The organism is Streptomyces sp. NBC_00659, from assembly GCF_036226925.1.
Lineage (GTDB): Bacteria > Actinomycetota > Actinomycetes > Streptomycetales > Streptomycetaceae > Streptomyces.
In genome coordinates this window covers 9,094,273-9,113,678 of the sequence record NZ_CP109031.1, presented here as the reverse complement: position 1 = coordinate 9,113,678, position 19,406 = coordinate 9,094,273, and the positions used below count along the sequence as shown (strand labels likewise).

The 19,406-nt window shown below is 70.6% G+C and carries 12 protein-coding genes and 1 pseudogene; 10 read left to right on the top strand and 3 right to left on the bottom strand.

Features of this window, described 5'->3' with window-relative positions:
• The first annotated feature begins 2 nt into the window (after positions 1-2).
• The 7 genes from OG410_RS39915 to OG410_RS39885 all read left to right on the top strand — a co-directional run bounded on the left by OG410_RS39915 (position 3) and on the right by OG410_RS39885 (position 7,388).
• Positions 3-1,007: a HEAT repeat domain-containing protein gene (locus OG410_RS39915; RefSeq protein ID WP_329303647.1), complete on the top strand. Its 1,005-nt coding sequence runs from the start codon at positions 3-5 to the stop codon at positions 1,005-1,007.
• A 101-nt stretch (positions 1,008-1,108) separates the two neighbouring features.
• Entirely contained in the window at positions 1,109-1,477 is a 369-nt protein-coding gene (locus OG410_RS39910; RefSeq protein ID WP_329303646.1) for a VOC family protein, read from the top strand.
• Positions 1,478-1,750: 273 nt separating this feature from the next.
• A complete protein-coding gene (locus OG410_RS39905; RefSeq protein ID WP_329303645.1) occupies positions 1,751-2,668 on the top strand; it encodes an ADP-ribosylglycohydrolase family protein in 918 nt (305 codons plus the stop codon).
• 149 nt (positions 2,669-2,817) lie between these two features.
• Positions 2,818-3,510, top strand: a complete 693-nt coding sequence (locus OG410_RS39900) for a DUF4232 domain-containing protein (protein ID WP_329303644.1) — start codon at positions 2,818-2,820, stop codon at positions 3,508-3,510.
• Between the two features lie 147 nt (positions 3,511-3,657).
• Positions 3,658-4,632: an NAD(P)-dependent alcohol dehydrogenase gene (locus tag OG410_RS39895; protein WP_329303643.1), complete on the top strand. Its 975-nt coding sequence runs from the start codon at positions 3,658-3,660 to the stop codon at positions 4,630-4,632.
• 236 nt (positions 4,633-4,868) lie between these two features.
• Positions 4,869-5,624, top strand: coding sequence for a hypothetical protein (locus OG410_RS39890; protein WP_329304453.1), 756 nt, complete (start codon positions 4,869-4,871; stop codon positions 5,622-5,624).
• A 285-nt stretch (positions 5,625-5,909) separates the two neighbouring features.
• Positions 5,910-7,388 (top strand): glutamate--cysteine ligase, encoded by a 1,479-nt coding sequence (locus OG410_RS39885; protein ID WP_329303642.1) that lies wholly within the window; start codon positions 5,910-5,912, stop codon positions 7,386-7,388.
• A gap of 60 nt (positions 7,389-7,448) precedes the next feature.
• On the opposite strand, the gene OG410_RS39880 is transcribed toward OG410_RS39885, so the two are convergent.
• Positions 7,449-7,796 carry a YceI family protein gene (locus tag OG410_RS39880; RefSeq protein WP_329303641.1) on the bottom strand — a complete coding sequence of 116 codons (348 nt, stop codon included), beginning with the start codon at positions 7,794-7,796 and terminating at the stop codon, positions 7,449-7,451.
• A gap of 12 nt (positions 7,797-7,808) precedes the next feature.
• Here OG410_RS39880 and OG410_RS39875 point away from each other — a divergent pair, with 12 nt between their 5' ends.
• Both OG410_RS39875 and OG410_RS39870 read left to right on the top strand, forming a co-directional pair.
• Complete coding sequence (locus tag OG410_RS39875) at positions 7,809-8,321, top strand: MarR family winged helix-turn-helix transcriptional regulator (RefSeq protein ID WP_329303640.1); 513 nt, start codon at positions 7,809-7,811, stop codon at positions 8,319-8,321.
• A gap of 287 nt (positions 8,322-8,608) precedes the next feature.
• Positions 8,609-8,820, top strand: a pseudogene (locus OG410_RS39870) (transposase); the annotation flags it as partial.
• A 142-nt stretch (positions 8,821-8,962) separates the two neighbouring features.
• Here OG410_RS39870 and OG410_RS39865 read toward each other — a convergent pair.
• Both OG410_RS39865 and ltaE read right to left on the bottom strand, forming a co-directional pair.
• The gene (locus OG410_RS39865) at positions 8,963-9,811 is read right to left on the bottom strand and encodes a transglutaminase domain-containing protein (protein ID WP_329303639.1); all 849 of its coding nucleotides are present in this window, start codon (positions 9,809-9,811) and stop codon (positions 8,963-8,965) included.
• 1,015 nt (positions 9,812-10,826) lie between these two features.
• Positions 10,827-11,954, bottom strand: coding sequence for a low-specificity L-threonine aldolase (gene ltaE, locus OG410_RS39860; protein ID WP_329303638.1), 1,128 nt, complete (start codon positions 11,952-11,954; stop codon positions 10,827-10,829).
• 418 nt (positions 11,955-12,372) lie between these two features.
• Here ltaE and OG410_RS39855 point away from each other — a divergent pair, with 418 nt between their 5' ends.
• Positions 12,373-19,374, top strand: a complete 7,002-nt coding sequence (locus OG410_RS39855; protein ID WP_329303637.1) for a glycoside hydrolase domain-containing protein — start codon at positions 12,373-12,375, stop codon at positions 19,372-19,374.
• Positions 19,375-19,406: the final 32 nt, after the last annotated feature.

Below are 19,406 nucleotides of genomic sequence, written 5' to 3'. Positions count from 1 at the left end.
GCGTGTTGATCGGTGAGGTGGCGCGACGGTCCGGTGTCAGTTCCCGCATGCTGCGGCATTACGAGTCGCTCGGTCTGGTGCGTCCCTCGGGGCGTACCGGCTCCGGCTACCGGGAGTACTCCGGGGACGACATCAGGCGGATCTTCCATATCGAGAGCCTGCGGTCGCTGGGCCTGTCGCTGCGTGAGATCGGGCGCGCTCTCGACGATCCCGGCTTCACACCCTCGTCGCTCGTCGAGGGCCTTGTCCGCCAGACGCGCGAACGCATCGCGGCCGAGACCGAGTTGCTCACACGGCTGCGCAGGATCCACGCCGCGGAACCCGCCGACTGGGAAGACGTCCTCCAAGTTGTCGCACTCCTCCAGGCGCTGGCCTCCAAGAGCGCCGACGCACGGCAGCGCGCCGCCCTGTCCTCGGCCGGCGAGGTCCCGGTGCCGGTGGAGGCCTTGGTCGAGGCAGTGCTGAGCGAGACGGAGCCGAACGTCGCCGGGGCCCTTCGATGGGCACTGGCGCGCTCCGGCGACCGCGGACCGGCGCTGCTCGCGGAGGGCCTGACCTCGCCGTCGGCCGGGGTACGGGAACGTGCCGTCCAGTCACTCGCCGAGATGCCCGGCGACGAAGCCACCGCGCATCTGCGGGCCGCCCTCGCGCACCCCGACGACGTGGTCCGCGGGCATGCGGCTCTGGCGCTCGGAGCACGGGGGGTGGCCGATGCGGTTCCGACGCTCGTCGACATGATCGTGGAGGGACGCAACGACACCGACGCGGCGGACGCGCTGAGCGTGCTGGCGAGCGACACCGCGACGGCGGACGATCTCGCGAACAGGCTCCTCGACCGTCTCGCCCGCCCCACCCCGGAAGCGCCCGCGCGCGGACGGCTGACCCAGGCGCTGGCGGGCATCCCGGGGACGAGGACGTACGACGCCCTCGTGGAACTGTCGCAGGACTCGGACCGTGCCGTCGCCCTGACCGCGGCGTATCTTCTGCACCTGCGCGACGCACGGTGACACAGGTCCCGGCGGCGATGCCAGCTTGTTCACTCGGGCTTGTTCACTCGGGCTTGTTCACTCGGGCTTGTTCACTCGGGTCTGTCCGCCAGAATCAGCGCATGCTGAAAGTCGGTTCCGTTGTCCTTGGTGTCTCGGATGTGCCGCGCGCGGCCGCGTTCTGGACGGAGGCTCTGGGCTACGTCCCCCGCGACGAGTTGGAGGACGACTGGGTGGTGCTGGTGCCGGCGGACGGAACCGGAGTGCAGCTGTCACTAGGCCTCAGCGAGACGCCGGTGCAGGAGCATCCGCGGATCCACCTGGATCTGTACGCCGGGGACGCTGCCGACCAGGCTGCGGAGGTCGAGCGCCTGGTGTCTCTGGGCGCGCGGCGCGTCGACTGGGACCTCTATCCGGACGACGCCGACTTCGTCGTACTCGCTGATCCCGACGGCAACCGCTTCTGTGTCATCGACACCGGTCGCCACTGACGGGATGCCCTCTTGGGCGGATCGGCTACGTGCGGGGACTCTCCAGGCCCAGGGGCGTTCCCCTCACTGCAACGGGCGGAAGACGAACCGCTGTTGGGAGTCGCGGGGGCGGGGCGGTCTCGGCGGGTCACGGCGACAGCGCGTTCCGCCACGACGGGCTCCCGTTGAGAAGGCGGCACTGCGCCGCGCCAATCGTTCGGTTCGGTGAGCGCAGAAGCATGCCCGCGCCGATAACGGAGTGCCGGTGTGCCGTCGCGCTGTGATAATGCTCCGATGATCAACGTGCCTGCCGCCGCTCTGGACTCGCTGAACGGGCTTGCCTTCGGTGACGCTTTTGGCGACCGTTGGTTCGGCATCCTGCGCCGGAACGGTCCCGAGGTTCTCGAGGCGCGGACGCTGCCCCCGGAGCCGCTGTGGCGGTGGAGCGACGACACGGCCCAGGCCCTCGTCCTCGTCCGCGAACTCGCCGAGGGCGGCGGCGCCATCGATCAGGACCGTCTCGCTCTGCGCTTCGCGGCCGCCTACACCGAGGACACGCACCGCGGTTACGGAGCCTCGATGCATGACGTGCTCCGTCGGATCGGCGCGGGCGAACCCTGGCGGGAGGTGGTCGCCGGACAGTTCGGCGGGCTGGGTTCCTGGGGCAACGGCGCGGCCATGCGCGCCGCCCCGCTCGGCGCCTGGCACGCCGCCGACCTCGACGCGGTCGCCGAGGAGGCCGCCCGCCAGGGCGCGGTCTCGCACCACCACCAGGAGGCGGTGACCGGGGCGGTGGCGGTCGCCCTCGCCGCGGCGCTGGCAACGCGCAGCCGGGGCGGGAGCGCTCCGGCGCGGCCGGACTTCCTCCTGGCCGTCGCCGAACGACTCCCCGACAGCGACGTCCGGTCGGGGGTGCGAATCGCGGCCCGGATGCCGGAGCGCACCTCGGTGCGGCACGCCGCGGAGGTCCTGGGCTCCGGCTACAGGATGTCCGGGCCCGACACCGTGCCCTACGCGCTGTGGTGCGCGGCGGGGCACCTCGACGACCTGCACGAGGGCCTGTGGCTGACGGTCGCCGGGCGCGGTGACATCGACACCACCTGCGCCATCGCGGGCGGGGTCATCGCCGCTCGCACGGGAGTCGCCGCACTTCCCGCGGCCTGGCACACGGCCCGGGAACCACTGCCTCCGGTCGCGTCAGAGCCGGAGTAGTCGACGGCGTTCGGTGCCTCGCGTGTAACAGGCGTGCATTACACGGTGGTTGGGCGGAACGTGTGCCGGGTCGGACCGGCTCTTGGCGTTCGGAAACGCTCGCTCGTACCGAGCAGCCGGCACCACCGACCGATACCGAGGATGAAACGATGCGCGTTCACAGGCTCACCTTCGCCGCCCTGGCCATCGCCGCAGGTCTCTCGCTCACGGCCTGCCAGAGCGGGGATGACGGAACGGGGCAGAGCGCACCGTCCGCCACCTCCCGTGAGTCCGCCCCGGGCGGCGGTTCGAGCGCGAACGGTACGGATCAGGGCGCGGGTTCGGACTCGGGCGGTTCGGATCAGAGCGGCGGGGCGGGCACCGGGAAGGGCTCGGCCGGAAAGGGCTCGACCGCCGGCACCGGCTCCGACGCAAGCGGCAAGGTCGACCGGTGCCACACCGACGAGCTGGAGATCACCGCGAAGGACGACACCATCGACGGCGACCCCGACGGCACCGTCGCGGTACAGCTGAAGAACGGCGGCGGCCGCGACTGCACGATCTCCGGGTACGCGGGCGTCGACCTGAAGACCGGTTCGGGCTCGCTCTCCGCGAAGCGCACCGGTGCGCCGACCGACCGGACCGTCCTCAAGAGCGGGCAGTCGACAGCCTTCGGCATCACCTACCCGCTCAACGAGTCGGGCGGCTCCGGCGTCCGCATCACCGGTCTGCTGGTGACCCCGCCGAACGAGACGAAGACGGTCACCCTGGCCTGGCCGGGCGGCCCCACGCTGCCCGTCACGGACGGCGCCGGCGCCCCGGTGAAGGTCGGCCCGATCGGTAGCGCCGGCCAGGGCGGCTGACCCCTACGCCCGGGAACCGCCTCCGCGCGTCACCTAGGGATTCGCCCCGATACCCATGCCGCCGTCGCTTGCCTACCATCGTGAGTGGTGCTGAACATCCGGTCAGCCGTTCCATTCCGCACCGAACTCGTGCGTCACGGAGGCCCGATGAAGGCGATCGCCCAGGACCGGTACGGCTCACCTGACGTCTTGGAGCTCAGAGAGGTCGACACGCCGGCCGTCGCCGACGGGGAGGTACTGGTCCGCGTCCACGCGGCCTCGGTCAACGCCCGCGACTGGCACCTCATGCGGGGCGACCCGTACCTGGCGCGCCTGGCGCTCGGGGTGAGCGGTCCGAAGACGAAGATCAGGGGCACGGACTTCGCGGGCCGGGTGGAGGCGGTGGGCAGAGCCGTGAAGAGGTTCCGTCCCGGCGACGAGGTGTTCGGCGAGACCGAGGGCGCGTTCGCCGAGTTCGTTTGTGCCTCGGACGACGTGGTGGAGCCGAAACCGGCCGCGCTGTCGTTCGAGCAGGCGGCCGCGTTGCCGCTGGCGGGGAACACCGCGCTGATGGGCCTGCGGGACCTGGCACAGGTGCAGCCGGGGCAGGAGGTACTGATCAATGGTGCGTCAGGCGGTGTGGGCACCTTCGCGGTGCAGATCGCCAAGGCGTTCGGCGCGGAAGTGACGGGCGTGTGCAGTGCGCGAAATGGCGAACTGGTCCGGTCGCTGGGCGCGGATCACCTCATCGACTACGCCCAGGATGACTTCACCCGGAACGGACGGCGGTACGACGTCGTCTTCGACCTGGTGGGGAACCACTCGTTGGCCGGGTTCCGCCGCGCCCTGAAACCCACGGGGACGATCGTTCTCTCCGGTGGGGGCGTATTCGAAGGCGGGAGTGTCATCGGGCCGATGGGGCTCCTCATCAGGGGGCAGGTGATGTCACGCTTCGCCCGCCACCGGCTGCTCGTCCTCACGGCGACACCGGGCAAGGAGAACCTGGCGACCCTGAGGGAACTCGCCGACTCCGGGAAACTCACCCCTGTCATCGACCGCACCTACCCCTTGAGCGAAGCTCCCGAGGCCATCCGGTACCTCGAAGGGGAGCACGCGCGCTCGAAGGTCGTCATCACCGTCTGACGGAGAACTCTGTCCGTCCGGTCCGGGGTCCAGGACTCCGTCCCCCACCGGGAGCGCGGCCACCGGGTACACCACCGCAATCGTCCTGCCCTCGCGACCGGCCGGGCGGTAGAGTCCTTCTGTGCGTTGATCTCCCAGGTGGCCGCCCCGTGCGACCGCGAACGGTACGGGGCGCCTCGTAACGCGGGCCGCCCTTGGCAGGCATACCCGTCGTCACCTCACCGGAGATCCGCACCGTGCATGCTCAACAGCCCATCGCCTACGACGCGTTCGTCGAACTCGCCACCGCCGACCCAGCCGTCGTCGGCCTCGTCCTCAAAGGATCCCGAGCCCATGACGGCATGATCACCCCGTACTCCGACCACGATCTCTACGTTGTCGTCGCCGACGGCACCAGCATCGATCCGACCCGGTTCACGAGCCATCGCGGCACCGGACTCGACCTCGTCGTCGTCACGCTCACCGAGTTCCGTGGAGCCGGGATTCCGGGGTGGGAACGCTATGCCCTGGCGCGTGCCCGGATCGTGCTCGACCGGCTCGACGGAGGCATCGCCCGTGTCCTCGACCGCTGGGCACGACTGGACGCCGACGAGGCGTTCCAAAGCTCGGGCGAACGGCTCGACGCCTACGCCAACTCCCTCTACCGCTCCGTCAAGAACCACCGCGACGGTCTGGCTCTCGCCGCTCGCCTCGACGCCGTCGACAGCATGCGGTTCCTGCTCGAGCTGCTCTTCGCTCTGGACCGCCGCCCCCGCCCGTACAACAAGTACCTGGAGTGGGAGCTCGTCCGGTACCCCCTGCCGGGCTGGGACACCGACGCACTGCTGCGTGCCGTCGACCGCGTCTCGGCCACGGGTGACACAGCCCTGCAACGACACCTGTTCGCCCATGTCGAGAAAGCTGCCAGATCCGCCGGACACGGCGACGTGCTGGACGCCTGGGGCGACGACCTCGACCTCATGCGACCCCCTGTCGAAGGCGACGGCAGGTGACGGGAGCCCGGGTGAGGGCGAGGCAGTCCCGAGGGGAATCCCCCCGGAACGGGCTGGACCACCGCGCGGGATCCATCGCCGGACCCGCCGGACCACCGCGCGGGATCCGCCGCCGGAACGGGCGGACCACCGCAGCCTCACCCACCTTCCGAAGCGGACCGGACACCACATGTGACCGCCTTCCCCGGCTCCGGCCCGGCGGGCAGGGGCGTCCCGCATGGTCAGACCCGCCCCATGGTGCGACGCTGGAGGGGAGAGGTATCCGTGGGGCCACCGGGAGGACCGATGGGACGCGACGTTCCGGCGCTGGTCTTCACCCGCGAGGACCGTCGCCGGTACCGGATCAAGATGCAGGAGTGTCTCGACGCCTTCTCGCAGATGCTGCGGGAGTCACGGTTCGACGTGGAGCGCCCTCGGGTGGGCCTGGAGATCGAGCTGAACCTGACCGACACCGAGGGCGAGCCGACGATGCGGAACGCCGACGTGCTGGAGGCCATCGCGGACCCCGCCTGGGACACCGAGCTGGGCCGGTTCAACCTGGAGATCAACGTTCCGCCCCGGCGGCTGATCGCGGGCGGCCCCGACGCCTGGGAGGAGGAGATCCGCGCCGCCCTGAACCACGCGGACGAGCGCGCCAGGACGATCGGCGTCCATCTGATCATGATCGGCATCCTGCCCACCCTGCGCGAGGCGGACGTCGGACCGGACGCGCTGTCGGAGAACGCCCGCTATCAGCTGATCAACGAGCAGGTCTTCGCGGCGCGCGGCGAGGATCTGCTCATCGAGGTGGACGGCGTCGACCGGCTGCGGACCTACGCGGACACCATCACGCCGGAGGCCGCGTGCACGAGCACGCAGTTCCATCTCCAGGTGTCACCGGAGCAGTTCGCCGACTACTGGAACGCGGCGCAGGCGATCGCCGGAGTCCAGGTCGCCCTGGCGGCCAACTCGCCCTTCCTGTTCGGCAAGGAGCTGGCGCACGAGACCCGTATCCCGCTGTTCGAGCAGGCGACGGACACCCGCCCGCAGGAGATCAAGGCGCAGGGCGTACGGCCCCGGGTCTGGTTCGGGGAGCGGTGGATCACCAGCGTCTTCGATCTCTTCGAGGAGAACCTGCGCTACTTTCCCGCGCTGCTGCCCCTGTGCGAGGACCAGGACCCCACGCAGACGCTGGACCGCGGGGACACACCGGAGCTGTCCGAACTCACCCTGCACAACGGGACGATCTACCGGTGGAACCGTCCGGTCTACGCTGTCGCCGAGGGCAGGCCGCACCTGCGAGTGGAGAACCGCGTGCTGCCCGCGGGCCCGACGGTCGCCGACACCCTCGCCAACGGTGCCTTCTACTACGGTCTCACCCGCGCCCTGGTGGAGGAGGACCGGCCGGTGTGGTCGCGGATGTCCTTCTCGGCCGCCGAGGACAACCTGCACGCCGCGGCCCGGAACGGCATCGACGCCCGGCTGTACTGGCCGGGAGCGGGTGAGGTGCCGGTGCCCGAACTCGTCCTGCGGCGGCTGCTGCCGCTGGCGCACCGGGGCCTGGAGCGCTCGGGCATGGACGAGGCCTGGCGGGAGCCGCTGCTCGGCATCATCGAGCAGCGGTGCATCACCGCGCGCAACGGAGCGGTCTGGCAGAAGGAGATGCTGCACCGCTTCGAATCGTCGGACCACTGCGGCCGTCACGAGGCCCTGCGACGCATGACCCGGCAGTACATCGACTACATGCACCTCAACGCACCGGTCCACACCTGGCCGGTGGACTGACGCCCGCCGGGCGCGCGTGCCGTTCAGGTGTCCGGGTCAGAGGGCGAGCCCGTTGACTCTTCAGACCACCGCGCGAGCGAAGGTGAGCGTCGCGGTGACCGTGGTCAGGCCGCGGATCATGCCCAGCTGATTCCAGACCATACCGAACTGCTCCCGGTCCACGGTGAACTCCATGGCGAGGCTGATCGCGTCGCCGCTCGACGCGGTGACGTGGGCGGTGACGGTCTGCGGGCTGCCGGCACCCCGGACGGTCAGCTGACCGACGATCTCGGCGGTGCCGCCCTGGGGCACCGCTGCGCCGTTGACGGCGAAAGTGAAAGTCGGGTGGTTCTCGGTGTCGAAGAAGTCACTGCCGCGCAGGTGCTCGTCCCGCTTCGCGTTCCTCGTGTCCAAAGACGTCGCGTCCACACTGACAACACCATGGCCGACTCTTCCGTCCCCGCCGATCAGCCCGAGCTCGAGCCTTCGGACGACACCGGGCTCCTGCCTGCCGAACTGCGCTCCTGGATGCAGCTGTTGGCCGCGGCCGGCACGATCGAGCAGCTGCTCCGCTCGCGGGTGAAGGACGCGACGGGGATCTCGCACGACGAGTTCCTGCTGCTGTGCCTGCTCGCCGATCAGCCCGGTTCCAGCCTGCGGATGACACGGATCGCGGAACTGCTGGGCCGCCCCAAGACGCGGCTGACCTACCAGGTGGCCTGCCTGCAGCGCGCGGGACCGATCACCAAGAACTCCGCATGCGGCGACCGGCGCGGCATCGAGGTGGCACTTACCGACAAGGCCCGCATTCTGCTCAGCGAGTCCTCCCGCCCGCTCGCCGAAGCCGTCTCCGAGGCCATCGCGCGAACGGCCTGCGCCCAGCAGTACACGCGGCTGCAATACCTGCTGCCGACGAACCAGGGCCCTGAGGAGCGCACCTTCCCCACGCCCTGAGTCCCGGCCCGGCCGCGTATGGGCAGCGGACAGGTGTGGCGTGCGACGGGTGGAGTCCGCGCCACGCTCTGTCGGGGCGGCCGGAATCGAACCGAACTGTCGACCAACGTTCGCCGAAAGGTGCACCGACCTGCACTCGCCCCGTACTGCCATACGTCGCGGCCCGAGCCGCTCGGCACGAGTCCTTTGAGATCATTGCCTCCTGATCTTGAACTCCGGGCCCTACGAGCCCACGCGAAATCGCCGGTCACGAAGCCATCAGCGGCGCCACCCGCTCCCGCCCGATGCGACTGCCGGATCGCGAAGCGGGCACGCTCGCGGCCTGGCCGGCCCAGCACCCGGGATCGAGGTCGTCTGCCGCGACCGTGCCTCGTTCTTCGCCGAGGGCGCCAGGATCGGGGCGCCCGCCGCAGTCCAGGTCTCCGACCGATTCCACCTGTGGCGCAACCTCGGCGAAGCGGCCGGGCGGTGCGTCTCCCGCCACCGTCTTTGTCTCCGCGCGGCCAGCGCGGAGCGACCCCAGAAACGATCCCTCAGATAGTCCGCTGACCTGCGAATTCACCAAACTGCAGACAGAGCCCTGAATTTGGCCCACCCCAGCCGCGCTGTCAGCTATGCGGCTCCAACCGGTCTCTTTGTCGTCACACTGCTCCCTCATCGGCCCGCGACTCGATCATGTGCGGCGGTACCGCGAGGTCATTGCTGGCGAAGAGGCGTACGAGGCCCGCGGGTTCGTCACGGACGCACAGCGAGGCGACCACGTCGATCAGATGGAGGTACGCGGCCGACATGAAAGCATGCTGAGGCATCGCCATACGGCCCCACGTGTCCGTGGGAAGCATCTCCGCCTTGCAAAGCGCCGCGAGATCCCGGACTACGCCGGCGCTGATCCTCGCTGACACGTGAGCGCTATCGGCGCCTGACGCGAAATCTGGTCGCCCCGGCGAACGGGTCCTGTAGAGCTGCCAAGCCTCACCTGCAGTGACGAAGTCCGTCGGCGCCTCGCCTGCGTCCGGATGAGACCCCGTGCTTGCCGGGTCAGGATCCATGCGCATCCAGCGCTCGTCATACGGGCTCCACCACTCCGCTGTCCAGTGTGTGCGGGGCGTCTCCCGGCTGGTGACTGTGCGGAAACCGCACCGCACGCGGGCGGCGTAACCATGCTCCCGCAGCAAGGAACAAGCCAGGGTGGCCGCGTGGCGACTCGCGCCCACGACACGGGCCTCAGGCGGACGCGGGCGCTCGAGACGTTCCGGCCAGCGCCGGGCCAGAATCGCGACGAGATCACGGACCGGCCGAATATTCTGCTCCTTGAGCCTGTCCTTGGGGACACCAACGGCCACGGCATCCTCCGGCGAGAGCACCAGGGTCCGCGCGGACGCACAGATCGACACGGGATCGTCGGGGAGACCGTCCAACAGCCAGTGCTGACTCGGATCGAGGACAGTCATCGGACTGTGCTGCACGTAATCGATTACGACGTTGACCACAGATGCCCACCTTCACCGATTTCCCAGGTCTTCGGCTCCGCATCAAGTGCGCTGGGAAGTTCACGCACCGAGATGACGACGAGCTGCGAAGTTCACGTACCGAGATGACGACGACCAGTCCGGCCTTGGGTGATGGCCCTGCCGGCGGCACCTTCGACCTCCGTTCGATGTGCATGCTAGTCCGTGGCTCCGCTCCCCCTGGCCCGGCATGCGCGAGACCAGAGTTGCGGATGTGTGGGCAGAGCTGAAGGCATATCCGACTCACGTCAGACTCCCGTAAGGATCACCGCGGGTGGTGAGTGGCGCGCCTGGGCCCGTCCCGGCCGGACCGCCGCATGTCCTGCTGCTGGAACTCACAGACGGAAGGGCGACCACCAGCGATCCGAAGGGACCCTTGCCGATCTATTGCACCGGCGATCTGGGCGTACCACCGGGTCCGTCAGACGCATGCGGCGTCGCTACTGACTCTCGGCTGCTGCGGCCCGGCCCGCGGAGGTCTCGGCGCCGGGGGTGGCCGTTGGGTGTTCAGCTTGGTGCGGTCGCCGTCGACGGGTGCGGGTGGCTCGGCCAGGGTCGGCCCGGCAGGCATGCCGAGGATGGCGAGGGAAGCCGTGGGGCAGGCGGTCACCGCTACTGGACGGGCTGGTGGGTCGGGCCGCAGGTGATCGGCCCGACCCGTTCCTGGCTTTACCGCCGCTCGTCCGGCGAGGAGCGGGCCGGACGAGCGGGCGGGGCGCCGGTTCAGGTTCGGTCAGTGGTGGAAGTGGCGGCGGCCCCAGGAGGCGTCGTCGATGAAGCGGCCGTGGCCGGCCGTTGCGCAGGGTGGCCGTGTCGCGGTCGTAGGCGGGCGGGTCCTTGAGGCGGGCGCGGACGCCCCAGGCCAAGACCTCGAAGGCGAGTTGTGCTGCTGTCCAGCCGGCAGCGATGAGGAGGACCGGCTTCGGCCCTCCCCCGCGAACGCACGATCGGCTTCGCCCCTCCCCCCGCGAAGGGGAGGGCAGACAGCCCTACGGGATCAGCCTGTTGCCGTCTCGGCCAGGGTCTCGCGCACGATCCGCACCGCGCGTTCCGTGTCGGCGCGCGTCACGTCCAGGTGGAACACGAAGCGCAACTGGCCCGGGTATCCCGCGCACAGCAGCCCACGACGTGCCAGTCGGTCGCGCACCTCGTCGGTGTCGAGGCCGGGGGCGGAACGCGCGAAGACCATGTTGGTCCCGCTGGGTTCCATGGTCAGGCCCGGCACGTCCTTCAGGCTCTCCGCGAACAGCGCGGCGTGCGCATGGTCGTCGGCGAGCCGCGTCACCTGGTGGTCGAGCGCGTGGAGTGCCGCGGCCGCCAGCACGCCGGCCTGCCGCATCCCGCCGCCGAGGACCTTGCGCCAGCGCCGTGCCTCGGCCACGAACTCCCGCGATCCCACGAGTGCCGAGCCGACCGGCGCGCCCAGCCCCTTGCTGAAGCAGACCGACACGCTGTCGAAGTGGCCGGCGATCAGCCGTGCCCGCTCGTACGGATCGCCCCCGCCGGCCACCGCGGCGTTGAACAGCCGCGCCCCGTCCAGGTGGGTGGCGAGTCCGTGGTCGCGGGCCACGTGCGTGGCGGTCTTCAGGTAGTCCATCGAGACGACCCGGCCACCGATGGTGTTCTCCAGGCAGAGCAACCGCGTGCGCGCGAAGTGCGAGTCGTCCGGCTTCACGGCCGCCGCGATGTCCAGCGGGTCCAGCGTCCCGTCCGCCCGGTGCGGCAGCGGCTGGGGCTGAATGCCTCCGAGCACGGCGGCGCCACCGCCCTCCCATCGGTACATGTGGGCCATCTGCCCGGCGATGTACTCGTCCCCGCGGCCACAATGGGTCAGCAGAGCGCACAGGTTGCTCTGTGTCCCCGAGGAGACGAACAGCGCGGACTCGAATCCGAGCAGCCCGGCGATCCGCTCCTGGAGCGCGTTGACGGTGGGATCGTCACCGAACACGTCGTCACCGACCTCGGCCTCGGCCATCGCCCGGCGCATCGCCTCGCCGGGCCGGGTGACGGTGTCGCTGCGCAGATCGATGAGGCGGCCGGACTCGCCGAGGGCGGCATCGGCCGTGTTCACGGCGCGGGGGACATCGGCGGCGTCGGTGGCACGGGCGGAATCAGTGGTGGGCACACGCACACTCTGCCACGCCGGAACCGGCCCCTCCTGCCGGGGTTCCCGGCGAGCCTCCTCGGGCCTGTCCGACAATTCGCGTCGTCGCCCGAAGGGCGCCGGGCAGACGGGGAGTTGCCAGACAGGCCCGAGGCCTCGTACGTCGTCGTCGCGGCGTCCGGTACGCGTCCGTCGTACGCATGTCGTTCGCCCGCTGTACGCCTTCTCCGTGTCTCATTGCGCACGGTCGTGAACACGGAGGGGTGCAATCCGGTGTACGGATGCCATCCTGTGTGTCCGCTTCCGTCCCACCCCGAGTTGCACGCCTGGCGCCCCGGGCCGACAACGTTGTCTTCCGATGAGCCGGACCGTGCGTGCGTATGAGCGACGCTGGAGAGGTTACGTGCCCATCAGATCCCGTCCCCCCGTGTTCCGCGCCATGCTTCCTGGGTCAGCCGGGCGCGGTCTCCGGCCGCTGCGCGCGGCGGCCGTCGCGCTGCTCACCGGAGCGCTCACCCTGGCCGCACCGGCTGGCGTCGGCACGGCTGCGGCAGTGCCCTTCCCCACCATGTCCGCAGCGTCCGCCGGGACATCGGGCGGGACGTCAGGCGCAACGTCCGGCGGGTCCTCCGACGGGACCGACTACACGAAGCTCGTCGACCCGTTCGTGTCGACCGCGGGCGACGACGGCAACGACCTGCCGGGCGCCCAGGCGCCGCACGGTCTGGCCAAGGTCAACCCGATGACCACGCCGAACCGCAACCACTCCGGGTACGGCTACGACGAGGACCACATAGCCGGGTTCACCGCGACGAACCTCGACGGCGTCGGCGGCTCGGGAGGCGGTGGCGACCTGCTCGTCGTCCCGACCTCCGTCCGGTACGACAAACGCCCCTCCCCCAGCACCTACGCCCACGCGTACGACCACGACGACGAGACCGCGACACCCGGGTCCTACCAGGTGGGGCTCGGTTCCGTCTCCGGAGCCGCTTCGTCGGTGACGCAGGACTCCGGCACCGTCCAGGCCGAGGTGACCGCGACGACGCGCACGGCGCTGGAACGGTACAGCTTCCCCTCCGGGTCGGACCCCGAGCTCGTCCTGGACCTGGCGAACAACTTCACCAGCCGCACCCGTTCGACCCTGAAGGCGACGACGCTCCCGGACGGGACCACCTTGATCGGCGGGCTCATCGCCGGGTCGTTCAACGGCGCCTCGTACAAGCTGTATTACACCGCCACCACGAACGTCCCCGTGACTACCCTGAAGAGCTGGGGCCCCGACGGGGGGCTGAGCGACGCGACCACGCAGGACGGGTCCGACACCGGTGCCGTCCTCGGGTTCGACCGGTCCGCCGGGGACGACATCGAACTGCGCATCACGCTGTCGCCGATCAGCGCCGAACAGGCCGCGACCGACCAGCGGAACGAGGTGGGCGACCTCACCTTCGACCAGGCCCGCGAGCGGACCCGGGCGGACTGGAACCGCGCGCTCGGCGCCGTCGACGTACGCGCCTCCGCGACGTCCGACCCCGGGTCGACGCTCACCCGGGAGTTCTACACGCACCTGTACCGCATGTACGCGCTGCCGGTGAACGCCACCAGCACCAGCGGAACGTACCGCGGGGTGGACGGCGCGGTGCACAAGACGAACGGCTATACGTACTACGACGGTTGGTCCACCTGGGACGACTTCCGCAAGTACTCCGTCGAGGCGTACATCGACCCGGCCACCTACCGGGACATGGTGCAGTCGCTCATCGAGCTCTTCGCCGACGCGCACACAGCGGGCAAGAGCCCCGGCAGCCTCACCCACTCGGTCCCGACCGTGCGGTGGGAGCGCTCGGCCGTCCTGGTCGCCGACGCGCTGTCCAAGGGCTACAAGAACTTCGACCGGCTCGACGAGGCCTACCCCGCGCTGATGTCGTACTCCGGGTACTACACGGGAGCGCAGCTGCGGCAGGGTTATGTCACCGGGGATCCCGGCACGACCGTCCAGCGCGGGTACGACCAGTGGGCGCTCTCCGTCATCGCCGACGCGCTCGGCAGGAAGGCGGACGCGCAAAAACTGCGTACGCAGTCGACCATGGCGATCGACAACCTCGTGAAGTCCGGCGCCTGGACGGCCGGAGACGGCACCGAGGTCGGCCTGCTCACCCCGCGCGCCGCGAGCGGTGACTGGCAGAGCGCGGACTACGAGAAGTTCGAGGCGGCCGGCCTCTACCAGGGCACGCTCTGGCAGTACCACTGGTACGACGCGTACGACATGGGCGGCCTCATCGAGGCCATGGGCGGCGCGAAAGCGGGCAAGGCCGCCGTGGAGCACATGTTCGGCGAGGACTCCGGCGCCGACGACGGCTCGGCCATGCTGCACTCCAACGCCAACGAGATCGACCTCCAGGCCCCGTACCTCTTCAACTACGTCGGTGAGCCGAGCCTGACGCAGAAGTGGGTGCGGGCCATCTACACGGGCACGACCTGGAACCGCTACATCGCGACGGGCTCCTCGAACGAAGTCCCCAGCTCCGGCGGCGAGTTCCGTCCGCCGGTCAGGACCCAGGTCTACAAGCTCTCCCCCCGGGGCTTCCTGCCGACCATGGACAATGACGCCGGCACCATGTCGACGATGTTCGTCGGCGCGGCCCTCGGTCTGTTCCCGGTGACCGCCGGTTCCAGCCAGTTCCAGATCGGCAGTCCGTTCTTCGACTCCACGACGATCCGCTACGCGAACGGCGCCCGGTTCACGGTGAAGGCCGAGGGTGTGTCGCCGAGCGACTACTACGTGCAGAGCGCGACCCTCAACGGTTCGCGGTTCGACAACACGTGGCTCGACTACTCGCAGATCGTCTCGGGCGGAACCCTGGACTTCACGATGGGCTCCAAGCCCTCCCGGTGGGGCGCGCACACCAAGCCCGCGTACTCGCTCGACACCGACTCGGGCGACACCGGTGGCGGCACGGGAACGGACCGGCGCGACACCGTCGTCTCCGCGGCCCCGGGCACGGTCGGCACCGGATCGGACGGCGTCGTCGACGGCGCCCTGAAGCTCACCCTGTCCGGACCGGCGGAGTTCGCCGCCCGCAAGGGCACCAGCCTGACCAGGTCGGGGGCGGCGACCGTGACCGGACTGCCGGGCGGTGTCACGGCGGACCTCCGCGTCAGCGGCTCGCGTACGGCGACGCTGTCGCTCACCGGCAGCACGCGGGCCGACGCGCGCTTCGGCATCACCTTCCAGGACGCGGCCTTCGCCCACGGGGTACGGGCCTCGACGGTGCACGGCACCGGGGTGTCTCCGACCGACCCGCTCGTCCTGTCCGCCGCCGCGGTGCATCGCGAGGCGCTCGGCGCGCTCGTCGACCAGGCCGTGCTGGTGCGCGAAGGCAACTACTCCGACGGCTCGTGGAATGTGTTCCGGTCGGCGCTCGACCGCGCGCGGACCGTCCTCGCGGACACCGCTTCCGCGACAGGCACGATCATGGCAGCGGACGACGCGCTGCGGTCCGCCGTCGACGCGCTCACCATCGACGAGGGGGGCTTCGCCGTCCTCCAGGCCGAGGACCCCGACCAGAAGGAGGGCCCCAGCCTCGTGAGCGAGGCGTACTACTCGGACGGCGACCTCGGTGGCGTCACCGAGGGATCCTGGGAGCGGTTCACGAAGCTGGACTTCGGCGGGGTCGCCCCGCGCAGCGTCTCGGTCCGCTACGCCAACTCGCAGGCGACGAACGCGAGACCGAGCAGCGTCGACATCCACGCCGGGGCGGCCGACGGTCCCCTCGTCGCCACCGTCCAGCTCCCCGGAACCGGCGGATGGCAGTACTACAGCACGGTGAGGGCGGCCGTCACCGACCCGGACGCCCTGCTGGGCGCGTCGAGTGCGACGTTCGTCTTCCATGCCCCGTCCGGTCAGCAGTGGGTGTCGAACTTCGACCGGTACCAGTTCTCTCCGTACGAGGTGTCCTCGTCCCCCTCGACCACGCTCGCCACGCTGACCGCGGCCGACAGCACCGCGACCGGCGGCGGTTCACTCCCGCTCGACCTGGCGAACGGCATCTTCGAGAACACGACGAACGGGGCGTGGGCCGAGTGGAAGGACACCGACCTCCGCGACGGCGCCGACACGGTCACCGTCCGCTATGACAAGCCCCGGTCGCGTGCGGCGGCGGACTCGCACCTCGAACTGCACCTCGGCTCGAAGGACGGGCCGAAGAGTGTCGACATCCCGCTCGACTACAGCGGATCGGGCTGGGGAACCGTCGCCACCACGACCGTCCAGCTCGATCCGGGCATCTTCAGCGGCGTCCAGGACGTGTACGCCGCCTTCGTCTCCAGCACGCAGACGGCCTCCCAGCCCTACGTGGCCAACGTGTACTCACTGACACTGACTCAGGAAGCGGGCGCCCCGGTGGCGTTCGACGCCACGGCGTTCCGCTCGCACAGCGGCGGCGGGCTCAAGAGCGAGCCGGTCGGCTGGAGCGGTTCGGGGTCCACCACCGACCTCGGCGGCACCTACGACGGGGCCTGGCTCGACTACGGGGACATCGGCTTCGGCGGCTCCCCGAAAAACACCGTCACGATCACCTACGTCAACAACTCCGCCCGCTGCGGCACCGGTTCCGCCGTCCAGCTCTACCTGGACTCCTTCGACGCGGGCAGCCCCGGGACGCCGTACGCGACCGTACCGTTGCCCGTCACGGGAGCCGCGTGGTCCTCGGGAGGGACAACGAGCCTGACACTGCCCGAGGCGATCACCGGCACGCACAGCGTCCACCTGCGGCTGGTGACGACCGCGGACTCCTCGCACCCGTACGTGGCGAACCTGGGCCGGATCACCTTCGCCCACGTCGAGACGCCCGCCGTCACGGACAGGTCCGCCCTGCACAAGGCGATCGACCGGTACGCGGGGCTCTCCGGCGACGCGGAGCGCTACGACACGATCGACTTCGGTGTGTACCGGCGCGAACTCGCCGCCGCGCGCACCCTCGCCGACGCCGACGCCGTGACCCAGCTCGAAGTCGACACCCGGACCCGCGACCTCACCCTCGCCGCCAAGCAGCTGATCCCGCTCCCGAGGCTGAGACTGGAGGACCTGGTCGCGACCGCGTCGGCCCTCGACGACGCCCGCTACACGGACACGTCGTGGACGGCGTTCACCGAGGCGCTCGCCGAGGCGAGGACCGCGGTCGCGGACACCGCGGCCACGGACGAGACGCTCACCGCGCGGTACGGCGCGCTCGACCGCGCCCGGGCCGCGCTCACCACCAAGCCCAAGGCGGTACCGGCCGCGCCCGACGCCGTGTCGGCGATCTCGTCCGGCACGAGCGTGACCGTCGCCTGGTCCGCGCCCGGGGACACCGGCGGCTCACCGGTCACCGGCTACGAGGTCACCCTCGACGACGGCCACCAGGTCGAGATCCACGATCCGGACAGCCGGCGCACGACGTTCACCCGGCTACGGGCGGGCAGGTCGTTCACGGCGCGCGTCCGCGCGGTGAACGCGGTCGGCACCTCGCACCCGAGTCCGGCCACGGCACCCGTGGTGACCGGCGGGGGCAAGCCGCAGACGCCGGCCGTGACGGGGGTGATCACCGACGGCCGGCAGGTCCGCGTGACCTGGCGAGCGGGCGGCGACGGCGGATTCCCGATCATCGGCTACACCGTGGCCCTCGACGACGGCACCACCGCACACGTTCCCGCCACCACGGCCACCGCGCTCCTCACGGCCGCCGGCAGGGCGAAGGCACACACGGCGACCGTCACCGCGGTCACCCTGGCCGGAACCTCCGCCGACAGTGCCGCGCCCGCCTCGGGAACCGCAGCGGCCACGGCGGACGCCTCCGGCCCGACCTATGTGCCGTCCCCCTTCCCGGACGACGCGCTGAACGCGGCCTACCCGTCGGACAGTTGGCCGACGACCGGCGACGGGAGCGACTACTTCTACGGTCTTCTCAGTGGCGCCGACGACCTGCGCTCCGACATCCTCGGCGCCAACACCAAGGTGCCGAACGGCACTTCACCCACCGCGGAGAACGACAGGACCGCCGTGGCCATCAACAACGCGGCCACACAGAAGGAGGTGGACCGCGCCGAGGTGGACGCGACGCACAGCGCCACCGTCACGATGGCCGACGGACTCGGCTCCCGGCTCGGCCGGATCTACGGCGACGCCCTGAGCAGCGGCCGGCTGCCCAAGACGAGCGCACTGTTCTCCCGGGTCACGAAGGGCCTCGACAAGGTCGACGCGGCGAAGAACCACTACGGCTACCAGCGCCCGTACGTGCGGCTCGGGTTCGTCGGCGACGGCGGTGAGATCTACGAGTCGCAGGACGGCTCCTACGGCAGCCTCGCCACCAGCGGCTCGTACCCGAGCGGCCACACCTACGGCGGCTACGAAGCCGGGACCGTCCTCGCCACGCTCCTGCCGGAACTGGCACCGTCGATCCTCGCGCGCACCTCGGAGTACGGGGACAACCGCGTCGTCCTCGGGTTCCACTACCCGCTGGACGTCATGGGCGGCCGCATCACCGGACAGGCCACCGTGGCACACCGGTGGGCGGACCCCGAATTCCGGGAGCTGCTGCTGCAGGCCCACACCGAGATCGAGAACGTGCTGCTCGCGCAGTGCGAGACGGAAGGGTACGGGGACACGCTCGCGGCCTGCGCGGGCGACCCCTACTCCGGCCTGAGCACGACGCAGGACGTCGAGCTGTACACACGGCGCCTCACCTACGGGTTCTCCCAGGTGGCGAAGGCGGGGCAGACGCTCAGGACGCCGGCCGACGCGGCGGCCCTGCTCGTCACGGCCTTCCCGGACCTGACCACCGAGCAGCGCACTCAGGTCCTGGAACAGACCGCGACGGACTCCGGGTACCCGCTCGACCTCACCGCGGACGGCGGAGCGAGCTGGCAGCGGATCAACCTGGCGGCCGCGATGGCGGCGCACGTGGTCGTGGGCGCCGACGGTTCGGTCACGGTGACGAACTCCTCCGACGCCACCAGGGCGAGCGTCGCCGACGCCGACTCGATCACGGTGGGGGGCGTCGCGATCGACGGCTTCGATCCGGAGGTGTCCACGTACGTCGTCGACTGGCCGAGAAACAAGAGGATCCCGGCCGTCTCCGCCGTACCGGCCCAGTCTGGCGCCCGGGTGAAGGTCACCGAGGGCGGTTCGGTCCTCTCGTCGGCCGGGTCCCGGTTCACCACCCGTACCGTCCGGGTGACCTCGGCCAACGGTTCCGTCACCCGCACCTACACGGTCGGGTTCCGGCTCACCGCCCGGAACGAACGGCCGGCCGCGGCCGGCGGCGGTGACCGCGAAGCCGGAGGACCCGGATCGTGGTCCGCCGGAGGCGGCGGAGCGGGATCCGCCGACGGCGCCCTGCTCTGGTCGCCGGAGGCGGAGTGGGCGGAGCGCGTGGGCGTCCCCGGGGCGAACGGCACGTCGTGACCGCCCGGCGAACCGTGCCCCGCACAGCCACG

Coding starts and splice junctions, on each gene's coding strand:
- OG410_RS39910 (WP_329303646.1), top strand. CDS start 1,109: ATGCTGAAAGTCGGTTCCGTTGTCCTTGGTGTCTCGGATGTGCCGCGC.
- OG410_RS39905 (WP_329303645.1), top strand. CDS start 1,751: ATGATCAACGTGCCTGCCGCCGCTCTGGACTCGCTGAACGGGCTTGCC.
- OG410_RS39900 (WP_329303644.1), top strand. CDS start 2,818: ATGCGCGTTCACAGGCTCACCTTCGCCGCCCTGGCCATCGCCGCAGGT.
- OG410_RS39895 (WP_329303643.1), top strand. CDS start 3,658: ATGAAGGCGATCGCCCAGGACCGGTACGGCTCACCTGACGTCTTGGAG.
- OG410_RS39885 (WP_329303642.1), top strand. CDS start 5,910: ATGGGACGCGACGTTCCGGCGCTGGTCTTCACCCGCGAGGACCGTCGC.
- OG410_RS39875 (WP_329303640.1), top strand. CDS start 7,809: ATGGCCGACTCTTCCGTCCCCGCCGATCAGCCCGAGCTCGAGCCTTCG.
- OG410_RS39855 (WP_329303637.1), top strand. CDS start 12,373: ATGCTTCCTGGGTCAGCCGGGCGCGGTCTCCGGCCGCTGCGCGCGGCG.